At 67.4% G+C, this 12,806-nt stretch carries 15 protein-coding genes and 1 riboswitch; all 15 genes read right to left on the bottom strand.

What is annotated here, in order from left to right:
* Window positions 1–2: 2 nt before the first annotated feature.
* The 15 genes from B5F88_RS00285 to cobK all read right to left on the bottom strand — a co-directional run bounded on the left by B5F88_RS00285 (window position 3) and on the right by cobK (window position 12,806).
* On the bottom strand, window positions 3–293 hold the full coding sequence (locus tag B5F88_RS00285) for an energy-coupling factor ABC transporter substrate-binding protein (RefSeq protein ID WP_087341001.1): 291 nt from the start codon (window positions 291–293) through the stop codon (window positions 3–5).
* A gap of 13 nt (window positions 294–306) precedes the next feature.
* Entirely contained in the window at window positions 307–1,026 is a 720-nt protein-coding gene (locus tag B5F88_RS00280) for an energy-coupling factor ABC transporter permease (protein ID WP_087341000.1), read from the bottom strand.
* A 32-nt stretch (window positions 1,027–1,058) separates the two neighbouring features.
* Window positions 1,059–1,229: riboswitch (cobalamin riboswitch) on the bottom strand.
* A gap of 3 nt (window positions 1,230–1,232) precedes the next feature.
* Window positions 1,233–2,015, bottom strand: coding sequence for a sirohydrochlorin cobaltochelatase (locus tag B5F88_RS00275; protein WP_087340999.1), 783 nt, complete (start codon window positions 2,013–2,015; stop codon window positions 1,233–1,235).
* A gap of 17 nt (window positions 2,016–2,032) precedes the next feature.
* Window positions 2,033–2,680, bottom strand: a complete 648-nt coding sequence (locus B5F88_RS00270; protein WP_087340998.1) for a precorrin-8X methylmutase — start codon at window positions 2,678–2,680, stop codon at window positions 2,033–2,035.
* Between the two features lies 1 nt (window position 2,681).
* Window positions 2,682–4,178 (bottom strand): cobyric acid synthase, encoded by a 1,497-nt coding sequence (locus B5F88_RS00265; protein WP_087340997.1) that lies wholly within the window; start codon window positions 4,176–4,178, stop codon window positions 2,682–2,684.
* Window positions 4,178–5,227, bottom strand: coding sequence for a threonine-phosphate decarboxylase CobD (gene cobD, locus B5F88_RS00260; RefSeq protein WP_087340996.1), 1,050 nt, complete (start codon window positions 5,225–5,227; stop codon window positions 4,178–4,180). Before cobD ends, B5F88_RS00265 begins: the two co-directional genes overlap by 1 nt.
* Window positions 5,228–5,241: 14 nt before the next feature.
* Window positions 5,242–6,219, bottom strand: coding sequence for an adenosylcobinamide-phosphate synthase CbiB (gene cbiB, locus B5F88_RS00255; protein WP_087340995.1), 978 nt, complete (start codon window positions 6,217–6,219; stop codon window positions 5,242–5,244).
* Window positions 6,216–6,812 (bottom strand): histidine phosphatase family protein, encoded by a 597-nt coding sequence (locus B5F88_RS00250; protein WP_087340994.1) that lies wholly within the window; start codon window positions 6,810–6,812, stop codon window positions 6,216–6,218. The genes cbiB and B5F88_RS00250 overlap by 4 nt, the downstream gene beginning before the upstream one ends.
* Window positions 6,803–7,162 carry a bifunctional adenosylcobinamide kinase/adenosylcobinamide-phosphate guanylyltransferase gene (locus B5F88_RS00245; protein ID WP_087340993.1) on the bottom strand — a complete coding sequence of 120 codons (360 nt, stop codon included), beginning with the start codon at window positions 7,160–7,162 and terminating at the stop codon, window positions 6,803–6,805. The genes B5F88_RS00250 and B5F88_RS00245 overlap by 10 nt, the downstream gene beginning before the upstream one ends.
* The gene (locus B5F88_RS00240; protein WP_204246175.1) at window positions 7,159–7,926 is read right to left on the bottom strand and encodes an adenosylcobinamide-GDP ribazoletransferase; all 768 of its coding nucleotides are present in this window, start codon (window positions 7,924–7,926) and stop codon (window positions 7,159–7,161) included. Before B5F88_RS00240 ends, B5F88_RS00245 begins: the two co-directional genes overlap by 4 nt.
* Window positions 7,923–8,441, bottom strand: a complete 519-nt coding sequence (locus B5F88_RS00235) for a bifunctional adenosylcobinamide kinase/adenosylcobinamide-phosphate guanylyltransferase (protein ID WP_087340992.1) — start codon at window positions 8,439–8,441, stop codon at window positions 7,923–7,925. Before B5F88_RS00235 ends, B5F88_RS00240 begins: the two co-directional genes overlap by 4 nt.
* Window positions 8,442–8,450: 9 nt before the next feature.
* Window positions 8,451–9,509, bottom strand: coding sequence for a nicotinate-nucleotide--dimethylbenzimidazole phosphoribosyltransferase (gene cobT / locus B5F88_RS00230; protein WP_087340991.1), 1,059 nt, complete (start codon window positions 9,507–9,509; stop codon window positions 8,451–8,453).
* On the bottom strand, window positions 9,506–10,879 hold the full coding sequence (locus B5F88_RS00225; protein WP_087340990.1) for a cobyrinate a,c-diamide synthase: 1,374 nt from the start codon (window positions 10,877–10,879) through the stop codon (window positions 9,506–9,508). Before B5F88_RS00225 ends, cobT begins: the two co-directional genes overlap by 4 nt.
* Entirely contained in the window at window positions 10,876–12,069 is a 1,194-nt protein-coding gene (cbiE, locus tag B5F88_RS00220) for a precorrin-6y C5,15-methyltransferase (decarboxylating) subunit CbiE (protein WP_087340989.1), read from the bottom strand. Before cbiE ends, B5F88_RS00225 begins: the two co-directional genes overlap by 4 nt.
* On the bottom strand, window positions 12,066–12,806 hold the full coding sequence (gene cobK / locus B5F88_RS00215; RefSeq protein WP_087340988.1) for a precorrin-6A reductase: 741 nt from the start codon (window positions 12,804–12,806) through the stop codon (window positions 12,066–12,068). Before cobK ends, cbiE begins: the two co-directional genes overlap by 4 nt.

Below are 12,806 nucleotides of genomic sequence, written 5' to 3'. Positions count from 1 at the left end.
GGTCAGTTCGCTCCTTTGTTTTTATCGGATTTGGTCAACCGGCCCAGCACGAAGCCCACGACCCCCGCCCCGATGGCGGCCTGGAGGGCGAAGAGCAGGGACTCCACCTCGCCGCTGGCGGGCTCCAGAATGGGCTCGAACCAGGGCTCATAGTCGGGGTTGAGCTCCGTAATGGCCTCCTCGGCCGCGCCGTCCGCCCCGCCGAACTCGGCGTTGGGCAGCAGCCACAGGGGGACGGCGGCGATGACGATGACCAAAAGAATCAAAATCAGGTTTTTCTGCCAAACTTTCATATCCGTTCCCTCCTCACAGCACCCGCAGCTCCTGGAGCTGGGCGCGGCTGTACTTCTCCAGCACGTTGAAGATCACCACGGTGAGCAGCCCCTCGGCGATGGCCAAGGGCACCTGGGTGACGGCGAAGATGGTGAGGAATTTCACCGTGCCGCCGTTGACGATGCCCAGCTGGAGGGAGGTGACCACATAGGTGAACAGGTCGCCCAGGGCGGCGGCGGCAAACACCGCCACCGAGGCGGGGGCGTTGACCTTCCGCAGCAACTTGTAGACCGCCCAGGACAGGATGGGCCCGGCCACCGCCATGGAGAAGGTGTTGGCCCCCAGGGTGGTGATGCCGCCGTGGGCCAGCAGCAGGGCCTGGAACAGCAGCACAATGAGGCCCAGCACCGTCATGGTGAGGGGCCCGAACAGGATGGCCCCCAGGCCCACGCCGGTGGGGTGGGAGCAGGAACCGCTGAAGGAGGGGATTTTCAGGGCGGAGAGCACGAAGGCGAAGGCTCCGCACATGGCCAGCAGGATCTTGGCTCTGGGGGCCTGGTCGATGCGCTTCTTGATGGAGAAGAAGCCCGCCACCACAAAGGGGATGCACACCGCCCCCCACAGCAGGCACCAGTTCACCGGCAGATAGCCCTCGGCGATGTGCATGGCTCCGGCGTTGACGGCGAATACCCCCGCCAGCGCCGCCAGCATCCCGACCGTCAGCAGGATTTGGTTCAGCTTGGATTGTCTCATGATTGTCTCATCCTTTCCTATCGCTCGTAGGTGGTTGGATTGCCGGACCGGGCAGGTTTTCCGGCTCGAGCCTCACTGCCGCCGCGCGTCTTCCCGGGGTTCCCCAGTGACATGGTGCCCGGCGGCTCTTCTCTTACGGCAGCGGGACTGCGCGGGACTTCCACCCGACTTCCCTCTTCCCGGCCCTCGCTCCATTCCAAACAGGCTTACGCCTGGGCCTTTCTGGCGTGGTCCACGAACAGGGCCCGCACCTGGGAATACTCCCCCAGGCCGGTGAGGACGCAGCTGACCTGGTAGCCCATCCCCTCCAGCCGGCTCTTCCAGGAGTCCTCCTCCTCGCCGGCCAGGTCGTTCTTGGCGTGGTCTCCCGCCACTGTCATCAGGGGGCGCAGCTCCACCCCCCTGACCGCCGGCCGCTCCTTCAGCCGCCGCAGGGCGGCGTCAAAGTTGGGGTAGCCCTCCACGGTGCCCACGATCACGTCGCTCCGCCCCAGGTCGTGGAAGGCGTATTCCATCAGGGCATAGGCGGAATTGGCCTGGTGCTCCGAGCCGTGGCCCATGTAGAGCACCGCCCGCTCCTCGGCTTTGGACGGCAGCACCTCCATCAGGGCGCGGCCCAGGTCCAGATAGTCCTCCGCCGCCGTCAGCAGGGGCGCACCCACCGCCAGACGGTCAAACCGGTCCCGGAACCGCTCCGCCTGCTGGAGCATCTTGTGGTACTCCTCCCCGTTCATCACGTGGGTGGGCTGGAGCAGAAGGTCGGTATACCCCTCCCCCGCCAGCCGCTCCAGGGCGGCGGGCACGTCGTCGATCTCCACCCCCCGCTCTTTCTTCCACCGCCGGAGGACCATGCCGCTGGTAAAGGCCCGGCGGAGGGTGCGCTCCGGGAAGGCGGCGGCCAGATCCCGCTCGATGGCAGCGATATTTTTCTCTAGCGTGTCCTCATGGGTGGTGCCAAAGGACACCGCCAGCAGGGCTTTTCCTTCCATGGTAGTTCCTCCTGTGTTCATTCCCTGGCGTTGTTGCTGGCCTGGTACAGCAGGGCGTTGCAGATGGCGGCGGCCACGTTGCTGCCCCCCTTGCGGCCCCGGGCCACAATGTGGGGCACGTCCATGGTGAGCAGCAGTTCCTTGCTCTCCACCACGTTGACAAATCCCACCGGCACCCCGATGACCAGATCGGGATGGAATTTGCCCTCGTCCATCAGCTGGCAGGCCCGCACCAGGGCGGTGGGGGCGTTGCCCACAGCCAGGATCACGGGGCCCTCCAGCGCCGCCGCCCGCTCCATGGACACGGTGGCCCGGGTCTCTCCCCGCTCCCTGGCCTCGGCCGCCACGTCGGGGTCGGACATGAAGCACACCGCTTTCCCGCCGAACTTCTCCAGCACCCGCTTGTTCACCCCGGAAAAGGCCATCTGGGTGTCGGTGACGATGGTGCAGCCGCCCTTGATGGCGGCGACGCCCTGTTCCACCGCGCCGACGGAAAACACCAGGTTGTCGGCGTAGTCAAAGTCGGCGCTGGTGTGGATGACCCGCTTAATGACCGGCAGCTGGTCAGCGGGAAACACCCGCTCCCCCAGCTCCTGGCCGATGATCTCCATGCTCCGCTCCTCAATGTCGGCGGGGGCCACCCGCTGTAACTGGATCTTTTTCATGTCATATCTCCCCGTTCAAAATCCGGTAAATCTGTTCCATATCCAGGCTGGCGCGCAGCCCGTCCGCCAGCTTGTCGTACTGGAGCTGGGCGTAGGCCTGCCAGTCCACGCTGGCCGCCTGCCGGTCCAGGCCCTTGGCCTTCAGCAGGCAGTTCACCAGGGCGGCGGCGCTCTCGGCCTTGTCAAAGATGCCGTGGACGTAGCAGCCCCACACGTTCCCGGCGGTGAGGCCGTCGGTGTGCTCCTCCCCGGTCTGGGTGGTGAAGGCCACCAGCGCTTCGGCATCGCTGGCCGTGCGGCCCATGTGGATCTCGTAGCCCTCAAAGGGCACGCCCCCCATGTCCGCGAACAGCCCCGTGGGGGCCCGGAAGGCGCCGGTCACCCGGGTACGGGTCTTTTCCCCCTGGAACACGGTGTGGGCGGGCAGCAGGCCCAGGCCCTTGAGGGTGCCGCCGCCCTCCACCCCGTCGGGGTCGGAGACGCTCTGGCCCAGCATCTGGTAGCCGCCGCAGATGCCCACCACCGCCCCGCCTTTGGCGGCGTGCTTGAGGATGGCCCCCTCCAGGCCGCTCTGCCGCAGCCAGCGCAGGTCGTCCATGGTGTTCTTGGTGCCGGGCAGCAGAATGAGGTCGGGATTGCCCAGCTCCTTCACGCTGCCCACGTACCGGAGGGTGACCTCCTCCATCCGCTCCAGAGGGTTGAAGTCGGTAAAATTACTCAGCCGGGGCAGACGGATGACGGCGATATCCACCAGGCCCACCTTGCCGCTGCCGGACAGGCGGCTGGAGAGGGAGTCCTCGTCGTCCACGTCCACGTCCAGCATGGGCACCACCCCCAGCACCGGCTTGCCGGTGAGCTGTTCCAGCTGGCCCAGGCCGGGGCGGAGAATTTCCACATCACCCCGGAATTTGTTGATAATGAGACCCTTGATCAGCTCCTGCTCGTCGGGGTCCAGCAGCTTCACCGTGCCGTAGAGGGAGGCGAACACACCCCCCCGGTCGATGTCCCCGCACAGCAGCACCGGGGCCTTTGCCCGCTTGGCCATGCCCATGTTGACGATATCATCCTGCTTCAGGTTGATCTCCGCCGGGCTGCCCGCCCCCTCGATGACGATGATATCGTACTCCGCCGCCAGGGACTCGTAAGCGGCCATCACCTCGGGGATCAGGCTCTTGCGGTAGTGGAAATACTCCCCCGCCGGCATGGTGCCCCGGGGCACGCCGTTGACGATCACCTGGGAGCCCACGTTGCTGGTGGGCTTGAGCAGGATGGGATTCATCCGGGCGTCGGGGGCCACCCCGGCGGCCTCGGCCTGCACCACCTGGGCCCGGCCCATCTCCAGCCCGTCGGGGGTAATGGCGGAGTTGAGGGCCATGTTCTGGGACTTGAAGGGGGCCACCTTGTAGCCGTCCTGCCTGAAGATGCGGCACAGGCCCGCCGCGAGCAGGGACTTGCCCGCGTTGGAGGCGGTGCCCTGGAGCATAATTGCCTTTGCCATTACAGCACCTCTTTCAGGGCGGCCAGCAGCCGCCGGTTTTCTTCCCCGCCCTTGACGCACACCCGGTACCAGTCGGGGCCCAGGTTGTGGTAATTGGCGCAGGAGCGGATCAACATGCCCCGTTGGAGCAGTTTTTCTTTCAAATCTGTAACGTGTTCCGCCTGAAACAACAGATAGTTGGCCTGGGAAGGTACCACCCGGCACCCCAGCCCTTCCAGTCCCGCCGCCAGAACGGGCCGCTCCCGCTCCACCAGGGCCCGGGCCTGTTCCGGCCACTGGGGGCAGCGGGTGAAGGCGGCGGTCCCCGCCGCCTGAGCGGGGGCGGACACGCTCCAGGGTTGGGCGAACCGGCCCAGGGTCTCCAGCAGCTCCAGATCCGCCGACAGGCCGTAGCCCAGCCGCAGCCCCGCCATGGCGTAGCTCTTGGTGAAGGCCCGCAGCAAGAACAGGTGGGGAAATTCCGTCAGGCGGGGGGCCAGACCCGCCCCGCCCCCAGCCAGGGGGAGGAAGCACTCGTCCACTACCAGCCGGGCCCCCACATCCCCGCACCGCCGGGCGGTCTCCGCCAGCAGCTCAGGGTCCATGAGCCGCCCGGTGGGGTTGTTGGGGGTACACAGAAACACCAGCTCCACCCCGGGGACGATGGCGTTCAGAAATCCCTCGTCCAGGTCAAAGTCCCGGCCGCTGTCCAGGATGTACCGCTCCACCTGACAGCCTACGCAGGTCAGGGCCCCCTCATACTCGGAAAAGGTGGGGGCGGTGAGCAGGGCCTTTCGGGGTTTCAGGGCAAAGGCCAGCCGGAAGATCAGGTCGGCGGCCCCGTTGCCGCAGATCACCTGCCCCTCCTCCACCCCGTCGTGGGCGGCGATGGCCTGCCGCAGATGGCGGCACAGGGGGTCGGGATAGGCGGCGCCGTCGGCTTCGGCGGCCGCCTGTTTTATCTGGGGGGGCATCCCCAGGGGATTCAGGTTGGTGGAAAAATCCAGCACCGCGCCGCCGTACCGGCTCTGGGCGGTGAGCAGGTCCCCGCCGTGGGTGTATTCAGCCATGGTTTGTTCCTCCTTTACGGGAACAGCAGAATCAGCAGCGGCACGCCGCAGAAGACAAGCAGGGCAAAAAAGGCGGTGGCGTACAGGATCCGGCCGGAGCGCAGGATGTCCAGGGGCTCAATGGGCCGCTGGTCGTCCCCGATATAGGGCTTGTCCACCAGCTTGCCGAAGTAATAGTTGGGCCCCGCCAGCCGCAGCTGGAGGGCGCCAGCGCAGGCCGCCTCGGTGTGGGCGGAGTTGGGGGACTTGTGGTTCTTCCGGTCCCGGATAAAAATACGCCAGGCGTTTTTCCCGTCGTAGCCCGCCGCCGCCCCGCCCAGGCACATGAGGACCCCGGCGACCCGGGCGGGAATCAGGTTCAGGATATCGTCAAACTTGGCCGCCGCCCGGCCGAAGTAGAGATATTGGTCGTTCTTGTAGCCCACCATGGAGTCCATGGTGTTGGCCGCCTTGTAGAACATCCCCAGGGGGGCCCCGCCGATGGCCAGGAAGATGAGGGGGGCGATCACCCCGTCGGAGGCGTTTTCCGCCACCGTCTCCACCGCCGCCCGGGCCACTCCGGCCTCGTCCAGCGATGCGGTATCCCGGCCCACGATCATGGACACGGCGTACCGGGCTTTGTCCAGATCCCCGGTCTTGAGGGCGTCGTACACCTTGCGGCTTTCCGCCGCCAGGGATTTGGTGGCCAGCAGCTGATAGCTCAGCAGGCTCTCCACCGCCAGGGCCAGCCAGGGGCTCACCAGATAGCACCCCCACAGCAGCAGTACGGTCAGGCCGGTGGGGATGGCCAGCGCCAAAAGCACCAGCGCCACGCCCCCTGTCAGCTCCCCCGCCGGGGACTTGGGCAGCATGTTGCGCAGCAGCTTTTCCAGCCCGGCGATCAACGCCCCGATGGCCCGCACCGGATGGGGGGCCCAGTGGGGGTCCCCCAGCAGCAGGTCTAGGCAGAAGCCGATGAGCAGGGCCAGCAAATGACTGATTCCCCAACTCATCCCTTGTACTCCTCCAGCACCGTCAGCTCCAGGGTGTCTGGGTTCAGGGCCATGCGGAAGCCGCCGCAGTTGGGGCACATCCAGCCGTAGTACTCCCGCACCGGGCGGCCGTACTTGCTCAAAAGGCCCATGAGGGCGCCTCCGTGGGACACCACTCCCACCCGCTCATAGCCGTGGGCGGCAGCGTCCGCCGCCAGCTTGGCAAGGCCGATGGACACCCGCTCCACCACCTGCTCCGCCGTCTCTCCTACCGGCATGGCGGCAAAGTTCAGGCGGTCCCCCGACTGGCCAATCCAGGCCTGATACAGGGGGTCGTCCTTCAGCTCCTCATGGTTCTTCCCCTCAAAGGGCCCGAAATCGCTCTCCCGCAGCTCGTCGATCACAGTGGCCTCCACCCCCGGCCACAGCAGCTCCGCCGTCTGGCGGCAGCGGGTCAGGGGGGAGCGGTAAATGTGCTCCACCCGGGGCAGGGTGGGACCCACCTTACGGGCCAGCTCCTCCCCCTGAGGGGCCAGGGGGACATCCAGAGTGCCCACGAACCGCTTTTCCAGGTTGCCCTGGGTGGTGCCGTGGCGAATGAGGATCAGTTCCATGATAGAGAATCTCCTTTCAGGGTCATGGGCAGGCCGCAGAAAATGCGCTCCACCCGCTCCGCCCGCTTGGCCAGGCGGCAGCACAGCCGCCCCACCTGCTCCCGCCAGGCCCGCTGGGCCGGGTCCACCGGCACCACGCCGCAGCCCACCTCGTCGCAGATGAGGATCACGCCGGGATTGGCGGAGAGCAGTTCCTCCTCGTCCAGGTCGGGCCACTCCTCCACCCCGTCAAAGACGGGCAGCGTTTTGGCCTCCTCCGGGGTGCGGGCCACCTGGTCGGGGGCATACCCGGTCTTTTGCAGCACATAGTCCAGCTTGCCCTGGGCCGCGCCGCCGATAATCAAGATCATACTACCGCCACCACCTTCTGCACAATCACCACCGCCAGTACCATAGCCAGCTCGCAGGTCTGGAGGAAAAAGCCGGCCAGGTCGCCGGTGACGCCGCCGAACTGGCGAAAGCTCATCACCCGGTAGTACAGGCAGGCCAGCCCCGCCCCCAGCAGGGCGGCCCCGCCGGCGACAGGGGAAATCCACAGCAGGCCGGCGGCGCACACCACCACCCAGATCACCAACACACCCCGGGCCTTAGCCGTGTCCATAGGCTCCGTAAAGGTGGCCAGCAGGCCGATGCCCCGGGCGTTGGGCAGGGTGACGGCGAACAGGCCGGACAGGCTGCGGGACAGGGCGGGCCCCAGGGCCAGCGCCAGGGCGGCGCTCCCCGCCGCCTCCACCTCGCACCAGAGGGCGAAGAACACCAGCAGATAGAGCCCGCAGCAGATGATGGCGAAGGCCCCGGTGTGGGAGTCCTTCAAAATCTCCAGCTTCCGCTCCCTGCTCTGGTGGGAGGAGAGGGCGTCGCAGGTGTCGCAGAACCCGTCCAGATGGATGGCGCCGCTGAGGGCAATGGGAATCAGCAGGGCCACGGCCCCGAACAGGGCGGGGCCGATGCGCAGCAGCTCCGCCAGGACCATCCAGCCGTACAGGGCGGCTCCGATGACCACCCCAATCAGGGGAAACCAGCACAGGGCCCAGGACAGGGCCCGTTTCTCCCAGTCCACTCTGGGCATGGGGATTTTGGAGTACATGGCAAAGGCAATGATGAGACTTTTCACGCAAAAACTTCCTTCCAGGCCACGGGAATCCCGCACACCACTTCGTATACCCCGTCCGCCTGGGCGGCGATGGCCCGGTTCAGCCGGGCCAGCAGCTCCAGATAGGCGGCGGTCTCCGGGTCGTACCGCACCCCGTCGGAATAGAGCTCGTTGGTGACCACCACCAGCAGTTCCGCCCGGGCGGCGGCCCGCTGGACCCCCGCCAGCACCCGGTCAAAGGCGCCGTCCCGCCGGGGGGAGAAATACTCGTTGGCGGACAGGTTGGACAGGTCCTCCAGCAGCACGGCGGAGCCGGCGGGCACCTCCAGCCGCTCCAGGCCGGTGGGGCACTCCAGGGTGGCGAAGCCCTTTCCCGCCCGCATGGCCCGGTGTCGCTCCACCCGGCGGACGCTCTCCTGGTCCCACACCTGCATGGTGGCCAGATAGACCCGCTCTTCCAGTCCGGCGGACACCACCAGACCCTCGGCAAATTCCGACTTGCCGCTGCCCGACCCGCCGGATACCAGAATCAGCATGGCCCTACCTCAGCTCAGGGGCTGGTAGGCCTCGATGTCGGCGGCCTCGAAGGTGGTCATCTCCCGGTACACCGCCAGGCCCATGTCCAGCAGAGGCATCACCGCCACCGCGCCGGTGCCCTCTCCCAGCCGCATCCCGGCGTACAGGAAGGGTTCCAGGCCCAGCTCAGAGAGCACCAGCTTGCTGGCGGGCTCGTCGGAGGCGTGGGAGCCCAGCATGTAATCCTTGCAGGCGGGGCAGAGCCGGGCGGCGATGAGGGCGGCCACTGAGGAGATAAACCCGTCCACCAGCACCGGCACACGGCACAGGGCGCCTCCCAGGAACACCCCGGCCAGCCCGGCCAAATCCAGGCCGCCCACCTTGCTCACCACGTCCAGAGGGTCGGCGGGGTCGGGCTTGTTTACCGCGATGCCGGTCTCAATGGCACGGATCTTCCGCTGCAGGCCCTCGCTGGACAGTCCGGCGCCCCGGCCGGTCATCACCACCGGCTCCTTGTCCAGGAATACCGCCGCCACGGCGGAGGAGGTGGTGGTATTGCCGATGCCCATTTCCCCGGTGCCCAGCAGCTTCACGCCCTTGGCGCACAGGTCGCGGGCAATCTCCACCCCGGTGAGCACCGCCCGCTCCGCCTCCTGGCGGGTCATGGCGGGGCCCTGGGTCAGATCGGCGGTACCCCGGCGGATATTTTTCTGCAGGATCCGCTCCCCCTTCAGGGGGGTGGCGGTTCCGATATCCACCGGCACCACCTCCGCTCCGGCGGCGCGGGCCATGGCGCACACGCTGGTATCGCCGGAGGACATGTTCTCCGCCACGATGGCGGTGACCTCCTGACCGGTCTGGGTGACCCCCTGGGCCACCACCCCGTTGTCGGCGCACATCACCACCACCGCCCGCTTGGAAATATCCACGTCGGGGCTGCCCGTCATGGCGGCCATGCGGATCACGGCGGTCTCCAGCGCCCCCAGGCTGTCCAGGGGCTTGGCGATTGCGTCCCAGCGGGCCTTGGCCGCCGCCGCCGCCCTCTGGTCGGCGGGGGTGATGGAATGGATCACTTCTGCCAGCGTCATAGCAATGCCTCCTGCATATAGCGGCGGGCCGCCGCCGTGAAATTACGGGCCAGCGCCGGTCTGGCCCAGAAATGGAAGTGGGGAAATCCGGCGTACAGGGTTGGGCTGTGGAACGCACAGTCCCAGCCCCGGTCGCTCTGGGGCTTCTGGGCGTGGAAATCCGCGCCGGGGGTGGTGCTGTCCCAGTAGTGGAACTCATGGGCGGGAAAGGACTCCCCCGCCCGGCACAGCAGGCCGTCTTTTTGGGCCGTCAGAGTCACGTAGCCGAACCGGCCCAGCTTGCCGGTGTTGTGGGCATCCCCGGAAAAGGCCCCCGCCATGCGCCAGTCGTACCGGCCGTCAGCGTCGCCCAGGTGGCGGTGGAGGTAGAGAAACCCGCCGCACTCGGCCACCGTGGGCAGGCCGTGGAGGATTTTGTCGTGGATCTCCCGGAGCAGGCTGTGGTTGTCCGCCAGCTCCCTGGCAAATTCCTCCGGATAGCCGCCCCCCAGATAGAGGCCGCAGGTCCCCTCAGGCAGCGCCTTGTCCGCCAGGGGGGAGAACTCCACCAGCCTTGCCCCCATCCGCTCCAGCAGCTCCAGACCGTCGGCGTAGTAGAAGCAGAAGGCCTTGTCCTTCGCCACCGCGATCACCGGCGCCCCCTCCACCGGCTCCGGCAGTTCCACGGGCTCGGGGTCCAGCGCCGGGGCGGAGGACGCCAGGGCCAGCAGGCCGTCCAGATCCAGGCTCTTTTCCGCCTGGGCCGCCAGTTTGTGGAGCTTTTCCTTCAGATTGGCCACCTCTCCGGCGGTGACCAGTCCCAGGTGGCGGCTCTCCAGGGCGCAGTCGGGAAGGCTGGGCAGATAGCCGTACACGGCAAGCCCGGTCTCCGCCTCAATACACGCCTTCAGCCGGGGATAGAGCATGGGGGACACCCGGTTGAGGATCACGCCCCTGATGCCGCTGTCTTGCCGGAAGCCCGCCATCCCCTTTACCACCGCCGCGATGGTCAGGGCGCTGCCCCGGCCGTCCAGCACCAGCACCGCCGGGGTCTGGGTCACCCGGGCCAGGTGGTAGGCGCTGGCCTCGTGGCTCATGGCGATGCCGTCATAGTAGCCCATGACCCCCTCGATGAGGGCCAGACCCGCCCCGGCGCTGTTCTGCTCCAGCAGATACCGGGTCTTGTCCACCCCCAGGAAAAAGAGGTCCAGATTGCGGCTCTTGGCCCCGATGATCTCACTGTGGAACATGGGGTCGATGTAGTCCGGGCCGCACTTGAAGGCCACGGGGTTTACCCCCCGGTCCATCAGGGCCTGGAGGACGGCGCAGGTGACGGTGGTCTTGCCTCCTCCGCTGGCGCTGGCGCACAGCAGCAGCCGGGGGGCGCTCATGCCCGTCCCTCCCCGGAGAAAATCCACACCGGATTTTGGGCGTCCATCAGATGATACCGCCCGGCGGAGCGGGTGCGGGTGGCGGACACCTGCACCATGTCGGCCCCCTCCAGGTGAGCGAACAGCTTTGCCGCCTCGGCCACCGTCTCCAGGGTGACGGCGGTACACACCACCCGGGCGGCGGGGTTTTTGTCAAAGATCACGTCCAAAATCTCCCCCAGCTCCCCGGAGGTGCCGCCGATAAACACCCGGTCGGGGGCGGGCAGATCCTTAAGGGCCTCCGGCGCAGTCCCTCCCACAATGGACAGGTTGGCAGCGTGGAACCGCTCTCTGTTTTCCTCCAGCAGGGCCAGGGCCTCCTCCTTCTTCTCCACGGCGAACACCCGCCCGGCGGGGCAGGAGAGGGCGCACTCCACCGACACCGAGCCGGTGCCCGCCCCCACGTCCCACACCACATGGCGCTCGGCCAGCCGCAGCTTGGACAGGGCCAGGGCCCGCACCTCCTCCTTGGTCATGGGCACATTCCCCCGCAGGAAGGCCTCGTCCGGCAGGCCGGAGCCGTTCCAGGGCCGGGTCACCGGGCGGGGGTTGACCGCCAGCAGCACGGACAGGTCGGCAAAGGTTTCCTCCGCCAGCTCGGCGGCGGTGCCGGTGACCACCCGCTCGTCGGGGTAGCTCAGCCGCTCCCCCACCGAAACCGTCACGTCCCCCAGCCCCCGGCCGGTCAGCTCCCGGCAGATGTCCTGGGCTTTCGTACTGCCCCCGGTGAGGGCGAAGGTGCGTCCGCTGCGCTGGATCTCCCCCACCACGTTGTGGCTGCGGCCGTGGGCGCTGACGATCTTCACGTCCTGCCAGTCGGTGTGGAGCTTGGCGCAGAAGTAGCTCAGAGAGGAGATACCGGGGAGGGTAACCACCTCATGGTCCTCCAGCAGGGCCCACAGCCGCTTGGCCCCGCTGTAAAAGCCGGTGTCTCCGGACAGGAGCACCCCGATGGGCCCCTCCTGCTGTTTGCCGATATATTCCGCGATATCGGCCCCGGCGATGAGGGGCACGCAGTCGTGGTCCTGGGCCCAGCTTTCCAGCAGCCGGGGGGCCCCCACCAGCACGGGGCAGGCTCGGACCGCCTCCAGGGCCTCCGCTGTCATGGTGCCGGGGTTGCCCATACCCACTCCGATGAGATAGACTTTCATGCCCGTCCCTCCCTCAGGCGCGCCTGGATCTCCTCCAGGGTATCGCCGGTTTCATTCCTGGGCCGCTCCACCACCAGCAGGGCCGCTCCAGCCTCCCGGGCGGCCTCCGCCTTTTCCCGGAACCCGCCGTAGCCGCCGGTGTCCTTGGTCACCAGGGTCTTGATGTCATATTGCTTCAACAGGGCCACATTCAGCTCCTTGGAGAAGGGGCCCTGCATACAGATGATGTTTTTGGGCGGAAAGCCCAGCTCCAGGCAGCGGCTCAGCGAGTTCATCATGGGGAGCACCCGGGGGTAACACCGCTCCACCAGGCCGGGTTTGGCAAACACGTCCAGCTCCTTGCTGCCGGTGGTGAGCAGCACGTTGCCCGGCAGCCGCTCCAGCATGTACGCCGCCGCCGCCATGTCCCCCGCCTTGTGGCACAGGTCCTCCCCGTCGGAGTGCCGCACCAGCCGGAGGCAGGGCAGGCCCACGGCGGCCGCCGCCGCCTGAATGTTGGCGGTGACCTCCACGGCGTAGGGGTGGGTGGCGTCCACCACATGGGTGAAGGGCCGGGAGGCCATCAGGGCCGCCATCCCCGCCTCGTCCAGCCGCCCCACATGGGCCTCGATCCCCGCCGGGAGCAGGGTCTCGCCGTACTCGGTGGCCACGCACACCAGGGCGGGGATATGCTGGGTCAGCAGCCACTGGGCCAGCTCCCGCCCCTCCCCGGTGCCGCCGAAGAGCAACACTTCCAT

This window comes from Flavonifractor sp. An306, assembly GCF_002159455.1.
Lineage (GTDB): Bacteria > Bacillota > Clostridia > Oscillospirales > Oscillospiraceae > Flavonifractor.
Note: the sequence above shows the minus strand (reverse complement) of the source record. Positions and strands in the feature narration are given on the sequence as shown.